Source organism: Methanobrevibacter sp., from assembly GCF_045646205.1.
Lineage (GTDB): Archaea > Methanobacteriota > Methanobacteria > Methanobacteriales > Methanobacteriaceae > Methanocatella.
Genome location: NZ_JAZRKF010000067.1, coordinates 1 through 17,301, shown reverse-complemented (window position 1 = coordinate 17,301; position 17,301 = coordinate 1). Strand labels below are relative to the sequence as shown.

Here is a 17,301-nt window from a genome sequence, read left to right as displayed (position 1 = left end):
TTATTGCCTCTTTACTTTAACTCGATTTTCATCTGCGCCAGATAACCGAGGAATGTGGTTGTTAAAAGCACTATAATTGACATCAGTATGAGGTGTGTTGTATAATTTGTTATGAGAACGGTATGGTTATGTGGAATTATAAAAACAATCACGTCACAAACGATATCTATTGCTATAAAGATTATTCCAACTATTATTCCTTCGATTACTTCGTCTTCGTTTATCTCTCGGATGTAGAGAATTCCAAAAAATCCAGTAACTATAATTATGCTTAGGGGAAGAATTAAATTATTATATAAGGTATTGTTTGTTATCATTGGCTGAACAATCATTGAAATAACATATGTTACAGCCCAAATCAGTATTCCGTATATTACAGCTAATTTAATTTTCATGATTTACCCCTTGAATTATAATTATGTTAAAAAATTCATATAAAGTTTTCTTCAAATTTTTAAAAATTAATATAAGAGTTTATTTAAAAGATTTGGATAAAAAAAGTAGTTGTTTATAAATGTTAGGTAGATAATGGGCATTATCTACCTAAATGCTTGTTTTACAAGCTTTCTTAGAGAAATGAATTTTAAAGTTTGGCTGTTTTAATCTACATTTCGTGGCTACTTTTAGTAGCCAAGTTATATTATGAATCTCATAGTATATATAATTTTATAAAAATTCAAGTTTGGTTTATTAAAAATTTTTATATTTTATAGATTACATATTATTAATTGATGCAAGATTTTGAACATGAAAATTACATATTGAATTCGATACTGAAAAGCTCACCGAGTTCTGAAAACTTTTCCTTTGAAGAATACAGAAAGGTTTCACCTGCTTATTATGAGGATTTAAAGGAGCAGCTTCTTTTGAAATATCAGAATAAGGAATTGACTGACATTGAAGGAAGTAAGGTTATAAGCACTCCCTACGGTGACACTTTAGAAATAGTTCAAAAGGAAAAGATAGATTTTAATCTGGCTGAAAACAACTATAAAAATCAGATGAATCATAATCTGAAGTTGCTTCCAAAAATTGGCATTAAAACTGAAGAGAACTTGAAAAAACAGGGTTATGATACCATCGAGTCACTTTTAAATCATGATTCACATAAGGACAACGCCAAAAACTTCCTTGAGAATATGGAGGACATGTCATTTATGGAAATCATCGATTTGCTGAATCAGAACAGATATGGAAAATCTTGCAGGGACAATTTAATCAAATGCGTCAGCATTCCCGAGAGCGAAAACTTCAAGTTCATGGATATAGAGACATTGGGGCTTTCAAACGTCCCGATAATACTTATAGGAGTTGCTGAAATAAAGGGCAATAACATCATATCCTCCCAGTATTTCCTCAGGGACCTGGATGAGGAGATTGCAATTTTAAAAGGTTACTTTTCACATCTCGACGAGGATTCGGTTCATGTAACCTTCAACGGAAAGACATTCGATGTGCCGTATATTAAAAACAGGCTCCGTTACCACAGAATTGATGTCGATTTTGATTTGGCCCATTTGGATTTGATGTATTTTGCAAAATACCTGTGGAGAGATGAACTTCCGAACTGTCAGCTCCAGACAATTGAAAAATACAAGTTCGGACTTGAACGGGTTGATGACGTGCCGGGACAGTATATTCCGGGATATTATAATACTTATCTCAGCGAAAAGAATATTGGGCCGATGATACCAATAATAGAACATAACAGACAGGATATTGTTTCTCTTGCTGATTTTTTAATGAAGATGTATGAAGAGGTTAATTACGAATAGGTGCTTTAAAATGGGGTTATTTGATAGATTTAAAAAAGATAAAAAAGAAAAAAAGCCGGCCGAAATTTCAAAGGATGTTGACATTCCCGAAGTGGAACTGCAGTTAAAGGAAATTGCAATGCACAGTAAAAACAGGAATGAAAGGGCTGTTGCAGTAAACAATATTACAAATCAGTACGTTGCACTTGATTTGGCTAAAAATGTTAAAGACCGTGCTATCAGATTAATTGCAGCAAATAAACTGGAAGATGAGCGCCTTTTATGGGATGCAGCAGAAAATTCCAAGTTCTATGATGTAAGAAGCTTTGCCTATGAAAGATTAGGTGAAAACAATAAATCCATTGCTGAAATGGTAATTAACCAGAAAAAATCCAAGGAAATAACAGAAATCTTCAATAAGGTTGAAGATGAAGAAACCCTTAAAGACATTGCAATTAACGCAATTGACAAAAAGTACCGAAAGGAAGCCCTTGAAAAAATCAATGACGAAAAGATATTGACCGATCTTGTCTTTAAGGCTAATGATAAAAGCATCAGAAAAGGTGCAGTTTTAAAGGATTCATTTACTGATGAGGATACCTTGCAAAAGATTGCTCTAACAGATTCAGACAGTGATGTTAGAATCGCAGCCATAAATAAGATTTCAAATGCAGATAAACTGGTCGAGATTGCAAAAGAGGAAGACAATGCAAAGGTAAGAAATATCATTTTTGAAAAGATTACGGATAAGGATTTACTGAAAAAAATAGTATTGAATTCCAAAAAGTCCGATGTCAGGCTTGACCTTGTTAAAATCATTGACGATGAGGAAGTGCTTTCTCAGGTCGTTTTAAATGATGAGGACAGCGTTGTTAGAAGCGAAGCTATTAAAAAGATAAATGACGATAAAATATTAATTGATGTGGCTCGAAATGACTCCGACAGGTTTACAAGACAGACCGCAGTTAAAAAGATAAGCGATTCAGATGTGCTGGTTGATATTGCACTTAATGACGATGACTCATTTGTAAGGTCTCATGCGGTTTCAAACCCCAATATAACTTCTGAAGATGATTTCGTTGAAATAGCTATCAATACTACTCATGAGGATATTGCCCTTGAAGCGATGGAAAAGATAACTTCAGAAGATGCTTATATTAAAATACTGCATGAGGCAAAACTTGAATCCGTAAGAAAGGACACTCTGGACAACATTGATGATTTGAAGGTTCTCGTTGAAATCATTCTGGCCAATAAAGACCTTGAATTCAGCCTTAAGGCTTTAAATAAGATTGACAATGAAGAGGTATTGATAAAGATTTATGAGAAAAACATTCATGAAGACATTAATGTCAGATGCGTTTCTAAAATCAGAAATCAGAATGAATTAACCAAAATCCTCGAAAGCGACAAGTCCTGGAGAGTAAGGGAGGCCTGCGTTAAAAAAATCGTCAGTATAAAAGTCCTCAAAGAAGTTTCTCTAAATGATGAAAACGAATATGTGAGAAACGTTGCGAAAAATAAAATCAAGGCATTAAAATAATTTTTATATATAATTAATGTATAAACTAATAAATGGTGATATGATGGAATTAATGAAAGAACTTATCTTGGCACCTGGTGTATCCGGTGGCGAAGATGAAATCGCTGAAATTATTGAAAGAGAATTAAAGGATGTTGCAGATACTATCGAACGTGATAATATGGGTAACATCATAGCTACTAAAAAAGGTTCTAAAAAAGCTCCTAAAATTATGTTGGCTGCCCATATGGATGAAATTGGGTTAATGGTCAAATATATTGATGATAAGGGTTATATTTTATTTTCAAAAATCGGTGGAATCAACGATCAGATGCTGATGAATCAAACCGTAACTATCCACAGCAGCGTTGGAGAAGATGTTATCGGTGTAATCGGTTCAAAACCACCTCACGTTATAAAACCTGAAGAAAGAAATAAAGTTGTCAACTACGAGTCAATGTTTATCGACATCGGTGCAAAGGATAAGGAAGATGCAGAAAAAATGGTCCGTGTCGGTGATTTGATGACTTTCAATTCAATATTTGCAGAATATCCTAACAATTTGGTTATGGGTAAAGCTATCGATAACCGTGCAGGATGTTATGTGATGATTGAAGTTTTAAAAAGAATTGATGCTGACGTTACCCTTTACGCTGTCGGAACAGTACAGGAAGAAGTTGGTCTTAAAGGTGCTAGAACAGCAGCATTCAAATTGAATCCGGATTATGCTATTGCACTTGACGTAACTTTATCAGGCGACCATCCGGGAATCAAACCTGAAGAGGCTCCTGTTGTAATAGGTAAAGGTCCTGCTGTAATTTTATCCGATGCTTCCGGACGTGGAATCCTAACCCATCCGTTCATTAAGGATTTATTGATTAAAGCAGGAGAAGAAAATGACATCGATTACCAATTGGAAGTAAGTGATGGAGGTACGACTGACGGTACTGTAATTTCTTTGACCCGTGAAGGTATTCCGACTGGTGTATTATCAGTTCCTACAAGATATATCCACACTACAGTAAGTGTCTGCAGTATGGACGATGTTGAATCAACTATTCAATTGATTGTAGAAGCAATCAATGATTTGGAATAAAAAAAGAATTTTTGGGAAGTTTTTAAAACTTCCTTATTTAAATCTATCATCTGATTTTTGTGATTTTGCCTTATTGTGATTGGCTTCAAACCATCCTATTTTCAACTCGTCAATCGTATCCTCATATAATTGGGGCACATAAGGTTTGATGTCTAAAAGTGGTGTTTCATTTAATACGTCAATATTTGACACGTATACAGTATTTCCTTCTATTTTATCTATTTTTACAACTGATGAGCCTATACGGTTTGGTCTTTTGGGAGATCTTGTTGCAAAAACTCCATGTGTATTATTGTCCATAAAGGGTTTCACTTCAAGCAGATATCCGTCTACCTTATGAAGCAAATATAAAATATTAATATGTGAAAAATCTTCTAAATCCTTTAAACCATCCGCATATTTGTCTTTTATAATAATTTCTCCTTTAACACCTTTCGCTCCAGTTGGTTGGATAGGCATACCTTCAATTTCTGTAAATTCAGTGTGAATTGTTCCGATTGATTCAAGTTCTATTTTCATACTTTAACTTATGTTTTTACTCTTTAATATAATGTTTCATTTTAAAATTATCGATATGAAGCATTTCAAGTAATCGTTTTCAAAACTCTTTATTTCCAAAAAACCGAAACATTTATATGCAATTCGATATAACATATTAATGTACAACTTATAGGAGATATAAAAAATGGAACTTAGTGCAAGAAATCAATTAAAAGGTAAAGTAACTGGTGTAGAATTAGGTGCTGTAATGGCAAATATCAAAATCGAAGTGTCAGAACCTGCTATAATCACTGCGGTTATTACTAAGGAATCTGCTGAAAATCTTGGTTTAAAAGATGGTGATGATGTTACTGCATTAATAAAATCAACTGAAGTTATCATAGGAAAATAAATGAGGTGTTAAATATGGAATTAAGTGCAAGAAATCAATTAAAAGGAAAAGTTTCAAACGTTGAATTAGGTGCTGTAATGGCAAATATCAAAATTGAAGTGTCTGAACCTGGTGTTATCACTGCTGTTATTACAAAAGAGTCTGCTGAAAGATTAGGTTTAAAAGATGGCGATGATGTTGTTGCTTTAATCAAATCAACTGAAGTTATTGTAGGTAAATAGGTATCAAATCAACCGAAGTATTTATAAGTGCATAACGTTAAATATTAAATAAAGGAGAGATTCTCATGGAACTTAGTGCAAGAAATCAATTAAAAGGTAAAGTAACTGGTGTAGAATTAGGTGCTGTAATGGCTAACATTAAAATTGAAGTGTCTGAACCTGGAGTTATCACTGCAGTCATCACTAAAGAGTCTGCTGAAAGATTAGGTTTAAAAGAAGGTGACGATGTAAACGCTTTAATTAAATCAACCGAAGTAATTGTAGGCAAATAGATTAGGAGAGATTAAAATGGAATTAAGTGCAAGAAATCAATTAAAAGGTAAAGTCACAAACGTTGAATTAGGAAAAGTTATGGCTAACATCAAAATCGAAGTGGAAGATCCTAATGTTATCACTGCAGTCATCACTAAAGAGTCTGCTGAAAGATTAGGTTTAAAAGATGGCGATGATGTCGTTGCATTAATTAAATCAACTGAAGTAATTATCGGTAAATAAACTGGATTAAATCCAGTTTTTTAAACTCTTTTTTTTAAATAATCCCATAGCCTAAAAGACCAGGCAATACAAATAGAAGTATTATCAAAAGAATCAATACTATTATGAATTTTAAGTGCTTTACAGTAAAGTAAACCGCAGCGAATAGTATTAATAATTTAATAATGAGGATGATGCTCACGCTATCCTCCTGCTAATATTGTTTTTGTTCCCTGTTTGGAAATTTCCTCTTTTTTGAATTCCACATCATATTTTACTCTTTCGATAACTTCTTTTAAAGCGTCCAGGGTTTCTCCTCTGTGACCGCCTAAGACTGCAACTAAAAATAAGCTGTCTCCGGTGTAGAATTCTCCAAGGTAATGCACGACTGATATTTCAGCCACGTTATATTTGATTTTTGCGTTTTCGACAATTTCTTCAATTTCCTTTTTGGTAACTTCCTTATCAGGGGTGGTTAAAATAAGTTTTTCCAAATCCATATTTTCTTCTTTTCCACGCACGATTCCTTCAAAGGAAAATATTGCTCCGCAATAATCGATTTTCGTATTTTTCTTTAAATCTTCAAGTAAATCGGGCATTGTTACTTTGTCTTCTTTTCCTTCAATAACTTTGACAACCATTTTATAACCTCACTTTATTATTTTAATCATAATGATATATAACTATTGTTATAGGTCACTGATTTCCTTTACGGATAAGTTCTTTATTCTTTCAACCCCATTGATTTCATTCATTACGTCAATGGTGGAGTCGGCCACAAGTTCCTGCCAGTTTTCATCGGCCAAAATCCTTCTTCTCACTTCGCTTCCGGAAAGGTGCATTCTGTCGTATAAAGGAGGATTTCTGACTTCATAGCCCTCTTCTGAAAAGAGCTGCTTAACCAGGGGGTTACCTGAGTATACTATTGAAAACGGAGGGGTCATCATCTTTACGTGAGCGCTCCAGATGGCATTGAAATTGATGTCTTCCATAGGTATGATATAATATCTGCTCGGATCGATATTTTCCTCAGCCAAAGCCTGAGTAACCATAACGATGCGTTCACCGGCAGTAAAAGGGTCTTTAAGCTCATGGCTTAACTGAGCACTTCCTATACCGATGATTATTTCATCAACTTCCTCTAAAATTTTTTTAATAACTTGAATATGGCCTTTATGGATAGGCTGCAGCCTACCGATTAGGATGCCACGGACTTTATTGTTCATATTATAATATTTGAAGTAAAGTTATATTAAATACTTGTTTAAAAAATATTAATTGTAAAAAAATATTTACGGTGTTTTATAATGGAAAAGAAAAATATGATAATAATCGGAGTTGTTATTGTAATAATAGCTGTTTTAGGTGTTATTTTTGCAACTGGCGCTCTAAATAATAAAACGGTAGGCACTCCATTTGAAACGGATTTCATGAGCGGCGCATTCGTCGGAAATGTTGAAAAAATGAATACAAATGAATCTTATGTGGCATCATATAAAGATAAGGAACACAATATCACATATAACCTGACAACAATGGATAACTCTTCCGCATTGATGGAGATATATAAGTTCCAGGGTGTAAAAGGTCCGGATCATCGTACATACAACGGTAATGATTGGAACATTTACTTCGGTGAAGCAATGCCTGTTATCAATAACACTACAAATGCAAACTCCAACCAGTCAATGGGAATAATAATCTGTGAATCACAAAAAGATACTCAAGGATACGTTTTATATGTAATATTTGAGGATTTATCCAAGGTCAATTTCACATTGAACACCTTCGGTGACTCATATGTTCACTATATTGAACCTCTGCTCAAATCCTTAAACCTTAAGAAAAGCAATAATGTTCCGGCCATTCACGAACAGTTCGGTCTGACCCAGGAACAGTTTGACCAGCAGATTCAGCTTATACGCCAGGCTCAGGGCGGAAACCTTACTGGGTAGATAAAATGAAAATTACAGTCTTTCATGCAGATGAATGCGACAGAAAAAAATGCACATCCATCAAAATGGAAAAGATGGGAAAATGCAGACTTGTCTATAATATAAATAGAATTCCTTCAGGAGCTATTGTATTGAATCCATATGCTGAAAAGGCTGTATCATACGAAGATTACAGATTCGTTGAAAGAAGAGGAATTGTAGGACTTGACTGTTCATGGAACGAAGTGTCAAGTTCTAAAAAATTCTTTTCTTTATCCAAATACCACAGATCATTGCCGTTTCTGATTGCAACAAATCCCGTAAACTATGGAAAAGCGTGTATTCTCTCAACTGTTGAGGCAATATCAGCCACGCTGTATATCACCCGCTTTAAGGATGAGGCACGTGATATATTGGACGGTTTTAAATGGGGACATACCTTTTTGGAGCTTAATCATGATTTGCTTGAAAGTTACTCCGAAGCCGATACCAGTGCAGAGGTTGTAAAGATTCAAAATGAATTTTTAGAATCAAAAAATGCTTCAAATTCCGATGAAGAATAGTTTTTATATAATTTTGATAATTCACATGCTTGCAAATGGCGAAAGTATTCCAAGCTTCAAACATTAATATTCACCATAATTAAAAAATATTCATTTTTTGAGTTCAAACAGCAACATTAATATTAAACTGGAACAAATTAATAAATGTCTAATAAAAGATTTTTATGGGGGAATATCTTTTGTTAAAAAAAACATTTGTAATTTTGACAATTTTAACAATTTTATTATTAACTTTTTCTGCAGCCAGTGCGGCAGATAGTGATGACATATCTGTTAATTCAGAGGACAATTTACTATCTGCTGGCGATACAGGTATGGAATCTGAAAAGATTGAGGTTGAATTAACTGCAAAGGAACAATATGGAATTTATGGAAATAAGGACACTAGTCTGAATGTTAATGTATTGGATAAAGATGGAAATAATGTAGATAGCGGAGCAGTGACTTTTGTTGATGTATTCGGTAAGAATTACACAGTAGATGTGAAAAATGGTGCTGCATCCACTAACGTTTATGTTGATGATACAGGAAAATTCAATATAACATGCAGATATGCTGGAGCCGATGGTTACGCCGATGCCGAAACAATACTGCCGTTGACCGTTCCCGTTGCAAATACAACATGTACCAACATTATTGCATCAAGGTATGATGATACGGTCTATTTTACGGGAAACGTGAAATCCGATTACACCGCATATCCGGATTATGATGACTTTGAAGAGGTAACCCGGGGAATTGTGACTGTTTATGTGGACGGTGAAAAATTAGGAACCTGTGATTTGGACGTTAACGGTAACTACGTATACATCTGGAAAACAACAAGAAACCTTATTGGCCAGACAATCAACTTTACTGGAGTCTATTCGGACAGCAATAAACATTTTAATCCTTCAACATTCTCAAAATCATTTACATTTCCCGCACCTAAAGATACAAAAATTATAGCTCAGCTAACTCCTGTAGACAATACTCGGAAATTAGTTACTGGAGATGTCGTGGATGAAGACGGAAATAATGTCATTGGAGGAACACTCACTGTCAATGGAAAGTATCAGATTCCTGTTGATACAAACGGCAAGTTTAAATTTTACATTACTAAGGAAACTCCTGAAAAGGCCAAATATGAGATTGGCGTTATAGATTTCGGATCAAAAGCAAACATTCGTGTGAACAGCCCGCTGATGGATGCAATTGACCATACGGAAGTAACTGATACTCTTATTGATTTATGCACTCAGGGAAGTCCATATATCAAGTTTGGAAATGGAAACGGCAAAACCCTTGTCATGGTTGTCGGAACCCATGGAGGTGAGCTTGCATCACAGGTAGCAGGCTTCAAATTAATTAACTTATTGGCCAGTTACGGCGATGAGATTGACGGAACAATATACATATTCCCCACTATTTTCCCTGAAGCCACAGCCAACAATACAAGAATATATAATGGAATTAACTTGAATACTGTAGCGGCAGAGAATGGAACCATTTCAAATAGTATAGTTAAATTTGCTAAATCAGTGAATGCCGTTGGACTTGGAGATTTCCACAATACTCGTCATGATGACACTGATGTCGGTATTACATGTATTTTCTGTTCAGAAGAACCAACCCCGGAAAGTGCCACACTCGGTAAATTTATTGTAGCTGAAACGGGTTATGATATTAAAGATTATCCTATAGCCGGTGATCCTTATGCCGGAGCAATAGAGGACTATGCAAATTTAAATTTTAATATACCTTCAGTCACATGTGAGTCTCTTTCAAACCATAGGGCTATTGAATATGGAACCCCTGAAATGTCATTAAATGAAATGCGTGCATTTTTAAGATATTTCGGATTTGATATCGATGAAATGATAGAGATTAATGCAGATTGCTGCGAAGGTCTGACATTGTCATTTGAAAGTCCTTACAACTATAATCCAAGTTCAATAACTATAAAATGTGATTGTGAAGGAGACAATCCAAATGTTGCTTCTGCTGGTGAAAAAACTCTTCCGGCAACCGGTAATCCAATAATCGTTGTATTGCTTGCTCTTTTGGCTGTTGGTGTTGGAGGATTGAAAAGAAGATTATAGTTTAATGTAATTATCGTGATTTGTCTTTTGGCTGATCCACTCCTTCTGAATTCAGAAAATTTGAATCTTGTTGACTTATTTTGTCAACTGTTGGGGTAAATCAGCCATACTGCATATCACTCACTTGGGGATGAGCGAAGCTACACCAGACAGAAGTTGTAAAAATTCAAAATGAATTTTTGGAAAGTCACGAATAGATTTTTTTTTAAAAAATTCGAATGATTTTGTGTTTAAATTATACATTATATTATGCGTAATACCCATTTTTAAAAAATCTTTAATATAGACTGTTTTTTAAATTATTCTTTAATAATTTTTTCATAAAAGCAAATGAATACTTTTATATACTCTTTTTGACAAAAATAACTTTACAGCCTATATTTTCTAATTTGGGTTAAAATAAGCCATTTTTAAAAATGGTGTTTAATTGGTGATGAAATCCGGATTAGTAAAAGATTTAGGACTCATAAGTAATTTAAAAGAAAAATATATTTTAGGATAATGATTCTGGTTAATACATTTTTCAAAATGTGAATCAATTGGATATTATTCTAAAAAGCATAAGTAAATAAATTTCGATTTATACTACTTAGAAAAGGCGAATCTTATATTAAATTTGGCATGAATCAAATTTTTGAGTTAATTTCTGTTAACTATAAAATCTGATTGGTATACTTTGGTTTAGTGTTTATTTAATGTGTATGTTTAGGATTTTTTTCCTGGCCATAACATGTTTTTTAAGCATGCGGATAATCGGCTATATTATATAAGAATTTTGACTGAATTAATTCTAAAACGTAATAAATTGAACACGTTATTGCTTTAAGATATTTGGGTTATGTATTAAGTTTAATTTGATTTGACGCTTTAAATAACATTTAATGGCGGAATTAAATTGAAGAGAAATGAAATACATGAATTGAATATAATTTTTCTATTATTATTGGTATTTGAAAAGTTCAGTTCGGTCGTTGAACATTACTTCAATAAACTTGCCGGACTGCAAATAGATGTCGAACACTTAAAAAGTAAATTTGTTGAAGAGATAGGAGAAAAAGATAGAAATCTAAACAGTAAAGTTATTAGCAGAGATTTTATTTGACATATGGTTATTGCAAAGGGTATACGATAGATAATTTTTAAAATAAGGAGGATAATATGATAAATAAAAAATTTATTATCATATCTTTATTAATACTTATCTTAATGTCGGTGCAATGCGTTTCTGCTAGTGATAATACTGATGTTAATTTGATAGGTGATAATGGAGATAATGGAGTATTAAAAGCTCCAAGTCAAACACAAACATATACAGATTTAAAAAATTTAATAGGTAATGACACTACAGGTGAAATTACATTAAATTATAATTATAAGTTTAATAATAATGGAGATCCAAGAACAGGAATAAATATTACTAAAAATTTAGTAATAAATGGTAATGGTGCAACGATTGATGGTGCAGACGCTTCTAGTTTATTTAATATATCTAGTGGTGTTACTGTAACTTTGAAGAATTTAACGATTACGCATGCTGCTTATAAAGAAGGTTGGACTGCTGCTACTTTTGTTGCTTATCCGGCAATAACTTCAAAAGGAACTTTAAATATTCAGGATTGTACTTTTGATAATATTAAACCTGCAGAAAACTGGATGGATCATGTCCAAAATGCAAATGGTAGTGTAATTTATTCAACTAATGATGTAAATATTGTCGATTCTACATTTAGTAATAATTGGGTTGCAACTTCTTCAATAATTTATACAACCGGACGTGTGTCCGTTAAGGGTTCTGAATTTAAGAGTAATATAGCATATGGTGATGACTACAAAGGTGCGGTAATCTATACTGAAGGTGGAATAGATTCAATTGAAGGATGTACTTTTGAGGAAAATGGTAAAGATGAAATAGGTTCCGGTGGTGCAATTTATATTGCTAATGCGGCTGCTGTAACATCAATTAAAGATTCTACTTTTAATGATAATCATGCAATTAATGGTTCAGTAATTTATACTGAAGGTGGAATAGATTTAATTGAAGGCAGTACTTTTGAATTTAATGGTAAAAATGGAATAGGTTCCGGTGGTGCAATTTATATTGCTAATGCGTCTGCTGTAACATCAATTAAAGGTTCTAGTTTTGATTTTAATTTTGCTAATGTTGGTGGTGTTATTTATACTGAAGGTATGATAGACACAATTGAGGGTTCTACTTTTTCAGGTAACCTTGCTAATGTTGGTGGTGTTGTTTATACTAAAGCAGTAAATACTATTGATAATTCCTATTTTGATAACTGTGGGTATTATACTGACACATCTAAAGGTAGTATTTATATAACAGAAAACAATGATTTAACTGTAACTGATTCAACATTCACTAGCTGTTCTGCAGGTGAAGGTGGTGCAATATATACTCATGGAGGTGTTTCATTTACTGATTGTGAAATATCTGAATGTTACATTGAGAGTTATAATGTTATTACAAAAGGAGCTGTTTATGCAAATGGTGATGTTTCTCTTGAAAATGTAATTCTTAAAGAAAACTATGCGGGTGAAGGTTCTGCAGTTTATTCAAATTCAACAATATTTGTTAAAAAATGTGATAATATTTTAGACAATGGTTATGATAGTATTAATAAAAAAATTATAGCACATAATGGTAGTGTATTTTATGCAAAAGGTGATGTAAATTTAGAAAACACAACTTTTGGTGCAAATTATGCAGATACTGCCGGTGGTGCAATATACAGTGAAAATAACGTCTACTTCTATAATTCTGAAGTCAATGGATCTGCTGCAACTGATGTAAATGGTGACGGTGGATTCATTTATGCAAAAGGTAGTGTGTTTATTGAAAATTCAACTATTGCATCAATTTATATGAAAGTTGGTGACGGTTCTCATCCTACATATGATGGTGCAGTATATACAGAAAAAAATGTTATGGTGAAAAATTCAACATTTACTAACATTAATAAAGCTTTTCACAGTAGAGGCGGTGCAATTCATGCAAAAGGTAATGCTGAAATTTATAATTCTAATTTTACTCATAACAAAGCGAATTATTATGGTGCAATTTATGCCATCGGAACTTTAGACATTTATGATAGTTATTTCTATAATAATACTCATGGAGTAGCTTTTGGTGAGGGTAGGGCTATTGTAAATAATACTCGTTTTGTCAATAACACGGGTGGTGAAATTCTTAACGGAAGGGCTATTGGTTCTAATTCAACATTAAATCTAACAAATTCCCTCGTTTTAGGTACTTCTTGTGAAAGTAAACAATTTAATGGTACCGTATTTGCAAATGGTAATTTATATATTGAAAATTGTACTATAAGTAATAATCATGCATTACAAGCTAAACCTAGAGGTATGGCGATATGTACTAATTCCAATATAACAATTATTAATTGTAAAATGGATAATAATACTTTTTCAGGTAATGATGTATATGGTGGAAACATCTATGCTAAAAATGCCTATGTTGAAAATTGTTCATTTACTAATAGTTCACTTCTTTATGCGTCTGGAAATTCCCATGGTTTAGCAATATATGCTGAACAAAATATCACTGTTATAAATTCCACATTCGACAATCTTTCATCATGGTATAGTAAACACGGTGCTCTTAGTGGTGATTATGTCTATGTTTTCAATTCAAACTTTACTAACATAAATGGAACTGGTGCTTGGGGTGCTGCTATTCATGCAAATGTTGCTGAAGTACATAATTCAACTTTCTATTTAGTTAACAGTACTGGTTATGCAGATAATGGTGGAGCTATTTATGCAAATAATACATATGCATATAATAATAATTTCACCAAATGTCATGCGGGTGTTGGTGGTGCTATTTACTCTGAAAATTATACAACTGCTATTGAGAATATTTTCATTGATAATGAAGTAACTTATGCTGGTGGTGCAATATTTACTAAAAATGCAACAATAGAGTATAATGTTCTCATTGGAAATGGAGTATCTCATAACTGGGGAGATTTATGTGATGTTGCAGTTGAGGGTAGTACTATAGATTCTCTTGAATTAAATTGGTGGGGACATAATCGACCATTTGAAAATTATGGTGAAAATAGGGCTAAATTAAATGTTCCTGCAAGAGGCGCTGGAGGTACTCCTTATTTACCAGATACTTGGGTAATAATGGGTTTCAACTTAACAGATAAATCTTCATTTAATATTGGGGAAGGTGTTAATTTAACAACTACTTTAAATCAGTATTTAAATAATACCGAACCTGATGGCAGTAATATCCATGATTTAGGTCATAATATTGCAAAAAGAACAGTTATTTATGGTGTAAATAATAAAACTGCTGAAGAACAAGTTGGTTGGTTTAGTCATGATACTGCTCCAATTATCAATCAAGACTATGTTTTATATTCAAACAACAATTTCTTAAAACATAATTTAAGTTCAACTATTGATTATCAAACATTATATCTTGAAGCTGCTCAATTTTATGTAAATGTAACAAAAACAGTAACTGATTTAACTCCTGAAGTTGATGATGAGATTACATACACAATTAAAGTTAACAATACTGATACTACAGATTATTCAGATCCTAATAAAGTAGTTGTACATCCTGATAAAATTAATGTCACAATTACTGATAAATTGGATCCTAGATTAAAATTCATATCTTCTAATGATACTGTTAATTATAATCCAACTACTGGTGAATGGTTCATTGAAAACTTACGTATTAATGGAACTATTTCCTTAAATATTACAGTTAAAGTTTTAAAAGGCGGAAATATAACCAATTATGCTAATGTAACCAAAATCAATGATACTGTGTTAACACATCCTTATGGAGCTAATGTAACTATTCAGGTTCCTCTTGTTTATAAATTGGATGTAAATAAAACAGTTGATAAAAAAGAAGTCGTACTTGGAGATACTGTTACATTCACAATTAACGTCACTAATATTGGCAGCGGTAACTTAACTAACGTTGTAGTAAATGATACATTGCCAAGCGGATTTAAATTCATTTCATCTGATAATCCAGGATATGATAATAATACTGGTTTATTAACTAAAACTGAATTAAAAGAAGAAGAATCTGTTGTTTTCCATATTTTAGCTAAAACTACTGCTGAAGGTTTATTAACAAATAATGTCAATGCCACATGTGATGAAAATCAAACCTTGGTTAAATCAAGTGCTGATGTTAATGTTAAACCGTTTGTTAATTTGACTGTTAATAAGACTGTTAATGTGACTGCTGCGGATGTTGTTCTTGTTGGTGATAAGCTTAAGTATACTATTACTGTTAAGAATGTTGGTTTGTCTACTGCTACGATGGTTAATGTGACTGATGTTGTTGATAGTAGTCTTGTTGATGTTGTTATTGCTGAGTCTAGTCCTGGTTATGGTAGTGTTGTTGCTAATGGTTGGAGAATTGCTTCTCTTGCTCCTGGTGCTGAGGCTAGTTTGATTTTGGTTGTTAAGATTAATGCTGCAGGTACTATTGTGAATACTGTTGCTGTTAATAGTAGTGAGAATAAGACTCCTGTTGTTAATAAGTCTGATGATGTGGATGCTGATCCGTTTGTTAATTTGACTGTTAATAAGACTGTTAATGTGACTGCTGCGGATGTTGTTCTTGTTGGTGATAAGCTTAAGTATACTATTGTTGTTGCTAATAAAGGTCTTTCCAATGCTACTGATGTTAAAGTGATTGATGTTATTGATACTAAGTTGGTTGAAGTTGTTAGTGCTGAGACAAGTCCTGGTTATGATGCTAATATTAATGGTTGGGTTGTTCCTTCTCTTGAGGTTGGTAAGGACACTACTTTATATTTAGTTGTTAAAGTTATTGGAAACGGTACTATTTCTAATAGTGTTAATGTTACTTCTAAAGAGAATGATACTAACGTGACTAATAGTTCTGTTGATGTTGATGCTGATCCGTTTGTTAATTTGACTGTTAATAAGACTGTTAATGTGACTAAGGTTCTTGTTGGTGACAAAATCAAGTATACTATTGTTGTTGCTAATAAAGGTTTGTCTAATGCTACTGATGTTAAGGTGATTGATGTTATTGATACTAAGTTGGTTGAAATTGACTACACTGAAACAAGTCAAGGTTATGACTCCAGTATTAATGGTTGGGTTGTTCCTTCTCTTGAGGTTGGTAAGGACACTACTTTATATTTAGTTGTTAAAGTTATTGGTAATGGTACTATTTCTAATAGTGTTAATGTTACTTCTAAAGAAAATGATACTAATGTGACTAATAGTTCTGTTGATGTTGATGCTGATCCGTTTGTTAATTTGACTGTTAATAAGACTGTTAATGTGACTAAGGTTCTTGTTGGTGATAAAATCAAGTATACTATTGTTGTTGCTAATAAAGGTCTTTCCAATGCTACTGATGTTAAAGTGATTGATGTTATTGATACTAAGTTGGTTGAAGTTGTTAGTGCTGAGACAAGTCCTGGTTATGACTCCAGTATTAATGGTTGGGTTGTTCCTTCTCTTGAGGTTGGTAAGGACACTACTTTAATTTTAGTTGTTAAAGTTATCGGAAACGGTACTATTTCTAACAGTGTTAATGTTACTTCTAAAGAGAATGATACTAACGTGACTAATTCTTCTGTTGATGTTGATGCTGATCCGTTTGTTAACTTGACTGTCAGTAAGACTGTTAATGTGACTAAGGTTCTTGTTGGTGATAAAATCAAGTATACTATTGTTGTTGCTAATAAAGGTCTTTCCAATGCTACTGA

General features: G+C 33.0%; 15 protein-coding genes. 11 read left to right on the top strand and 4 right to left on the bottom strand.

Going from position 1 to position 17,301, the window contains the following annotated elements:
* Positions 1 to 11: 11 nt before the first annotated feature.
* Entirely contained in the window at positions 12 to 395 is a 384-nt protein-coding gene (locus ACKI44_RS11945) for a hypothetical protein (protein ID WP_407424696.1), read from the bottom strand.
* A 333-nt stretch (positions 396 to 728) separates the two neighbouring features.
* Here ACKI44_RS11945 and ACKI44_RS11940 point away from each other — a divergent pair, with 333 nt between their 5' ends.
* From ACKI44_RS11940 to ACKI44_RS11930, 3 genes are read left to right on the top strand one after another with little or no spacing between them, the layout of a single operon-like run.
* Entirely contained in the window at positions 729 to 1,775 is a 1,047-nt protein-coding gene (locus ACKI44_RS11940) for a ribonuclease H-like domain-containing protein (RefSeq protein WP_407424694.1), read from the top strand.
* Positions 1,776 to 1,785: 10 nt separating this feature from the next.
* Positions 1,786 to 3,297: a flagellar protein gene (locus ACKI44_RS11935; RefSeq protein WP_407424692.1), complete on the top strand. Its 1,512-nt coding sequence runs from the start codon at positions 1,786 to 1,788 to the stop codon at positions 3,295 to 3,297.
* A 40-nt stretch (positions 3,298 to 3,337) separates the two neighbouring features.
* Entirely contained in the window at positions 3,338 to 4,372 is a 1,035-nt protein-coding gene (locus ACKI44_RS11930) for a M42 family metallopeptidase (protein WP_407424690.1), read from the top strand.
* 33 nt (positions 4,373 to 4,405) lie between these two features.
* Here ACKI44_RS11930 and tsaA read toward each other — a convergent pair whose 3' ends face one another.
* Positions 4,406 to 4,891, bottom strand: a complete 486-nt coding sequence (gene tsaA / locus ACKI44_RS11925; RefSeq protein ID WP_407424688.1) for a tRNA (N6-threonylcarbamoyladenosine(37)-N6)-methyltransferase TrmO — start codon at positions 4,889 to 4,891, stop codon at positions 4,406 to 4,408.
* Between the two features lie 166 nt (positions 4,892 to 5,057).
* On the opposite strand from tsaA, the gene ACKI44_RS11920 reads away from it, so the two are divergent.
* From ACKI44_RS11920 to ACKI44_RS11905, 4 genes are all read left to right on the top strand, one after another.
* Complete coding sequence (locus ACKI44_RS11920; protein WP_407424686.1) at positions 5,058 to 5,264, top strand: molybdopterin-binding protein; 207 nt, start codon at positions 5,058 to 5,060, stop codon at positions 5,262 to 5,264.
* Between the two features lie 14 nt (positions 5,265 to 5,278).
* A complete protein-coding gene (locus tag ACKI44_RS11915; protein ID WP_407424684.1) occupies positions 5,279 to 5,485 on the top strand; it encodes a molybdopterin-binding protein in 207 nt (68 codons plus the stop codon).
* 65 nt (positions 5,486 to 5,550) lie between these two features.
* Positions 5,551 to 5,757, top strand: coding sequence for a molybdopterin-binding protein (locus tag ACKI44_RS11910; protein ID WP_407424682.1), 207 nt, complete (start codon positions 5,551 to 5,553; stop codon positions 5,755 to 5,757).
* 16 nt (positions 5,758 to 5,773) lie between these two features.
* Complete coding sequence (locus tag ACKI44_RS11905; RefSeq protein WP_407424680.1) at positions 5,774 to 5,980, top strand: molybdopterin-binding protein; 207 nt, start codon at positions 5,774 to 5,776, stop codon at positions 5,978 to 5,980.
* A 182-nt stretch (positions 5,981 to 6,162) separates the two neighbouring features.
* Here the strand turns inward: ACKI44_RS11905 and ACKI44_RS11900 are convergent, their stop codons facing one another.
* Both ACKI44_RS11900 and ACKI44_RS11895 read right to left on the bottom strand, forming a co-directional pair.
* Positions 6,163 to 6,600, bottom strand: a complete 438-nt coding sequence (locus tag ACKI44_RS11900) for a molybdopterin synthase catalytic subunit (protein ID WP_407424678.1) — start codon at positions 6,598 to 6,600, stop codon at positions 6,163 to 6,165.
* Positions 6,601 to 6,648: 48 nt separating this feature from the next.
* Entirely contained in the window at positions 6,649 to 7,185 is a 537-nt protein-coding gene (locus ACKI44_RS11895; RefSeq protein WP_407424676.1) for a nicotinamide-nucleotide adenylyltransferase, read from the bottom strand.
* An 81-nt stretch (positions 7,186 to 7,266) separates the two neighbouring features.
* Here ACKI44_RS11895 and ACKI44_RS11890 point away from each other — a divergent pair, with 81 nt between their 5' ends.
* The 4 genes from ACKI44_RS11890 to ACKI44_RS11875 all read left to right on the top strand — a co-directional run.
* On the top strand, positions 7,267 to 7,914 hold the full coding sequence (locus tag ACKI44_RS11890; RefSeq protein WP_407424674.1) for a hypothetical protein: 648 nt from the start codon (positions 7,267 to 7,269) through the stop codon (positions 7,912 to 7,914).
* A gap of 5 nt (positions 7,915 to 7,919) precedes the next feature.
* Positions 7,920 to 8,456: a DUF367 family protein gene (locus ACKI44_RS11885; RefSeq protein ID WP_407424672.1), complete on the top strand. Its 537-nt coding sequence runs from the start codon at positions 7,920 to 7,922 to the stop codon at positions 8,454 to 8,456.
* Between the two features lie 179 nt (positions 8,457 to 8,635).
* Positions 8,636 to 10,537: a hypothetical protein gene (locus tag ACKI44_RS11880; RefSeq protein ID WP_407424670.1), complete on the top strand. Its 1,902-nt coding sequence runs from the start codon at positions 8,636 to 8,638 to the stop codon at positions 10,535 to 10,537.
* A 1,158-nt stretch (positions 10,538 to 11,695) separates the two neighbouring features.
* A partial coding sequence (locus tag ACKI44_RS11875; protein WP_407424668.1) for a right-handed parallel beta-helix repeat-containing protein occupies positions 11,696 to 17,301 on the top strand: 5,606 nt, incomplete at its 3' end.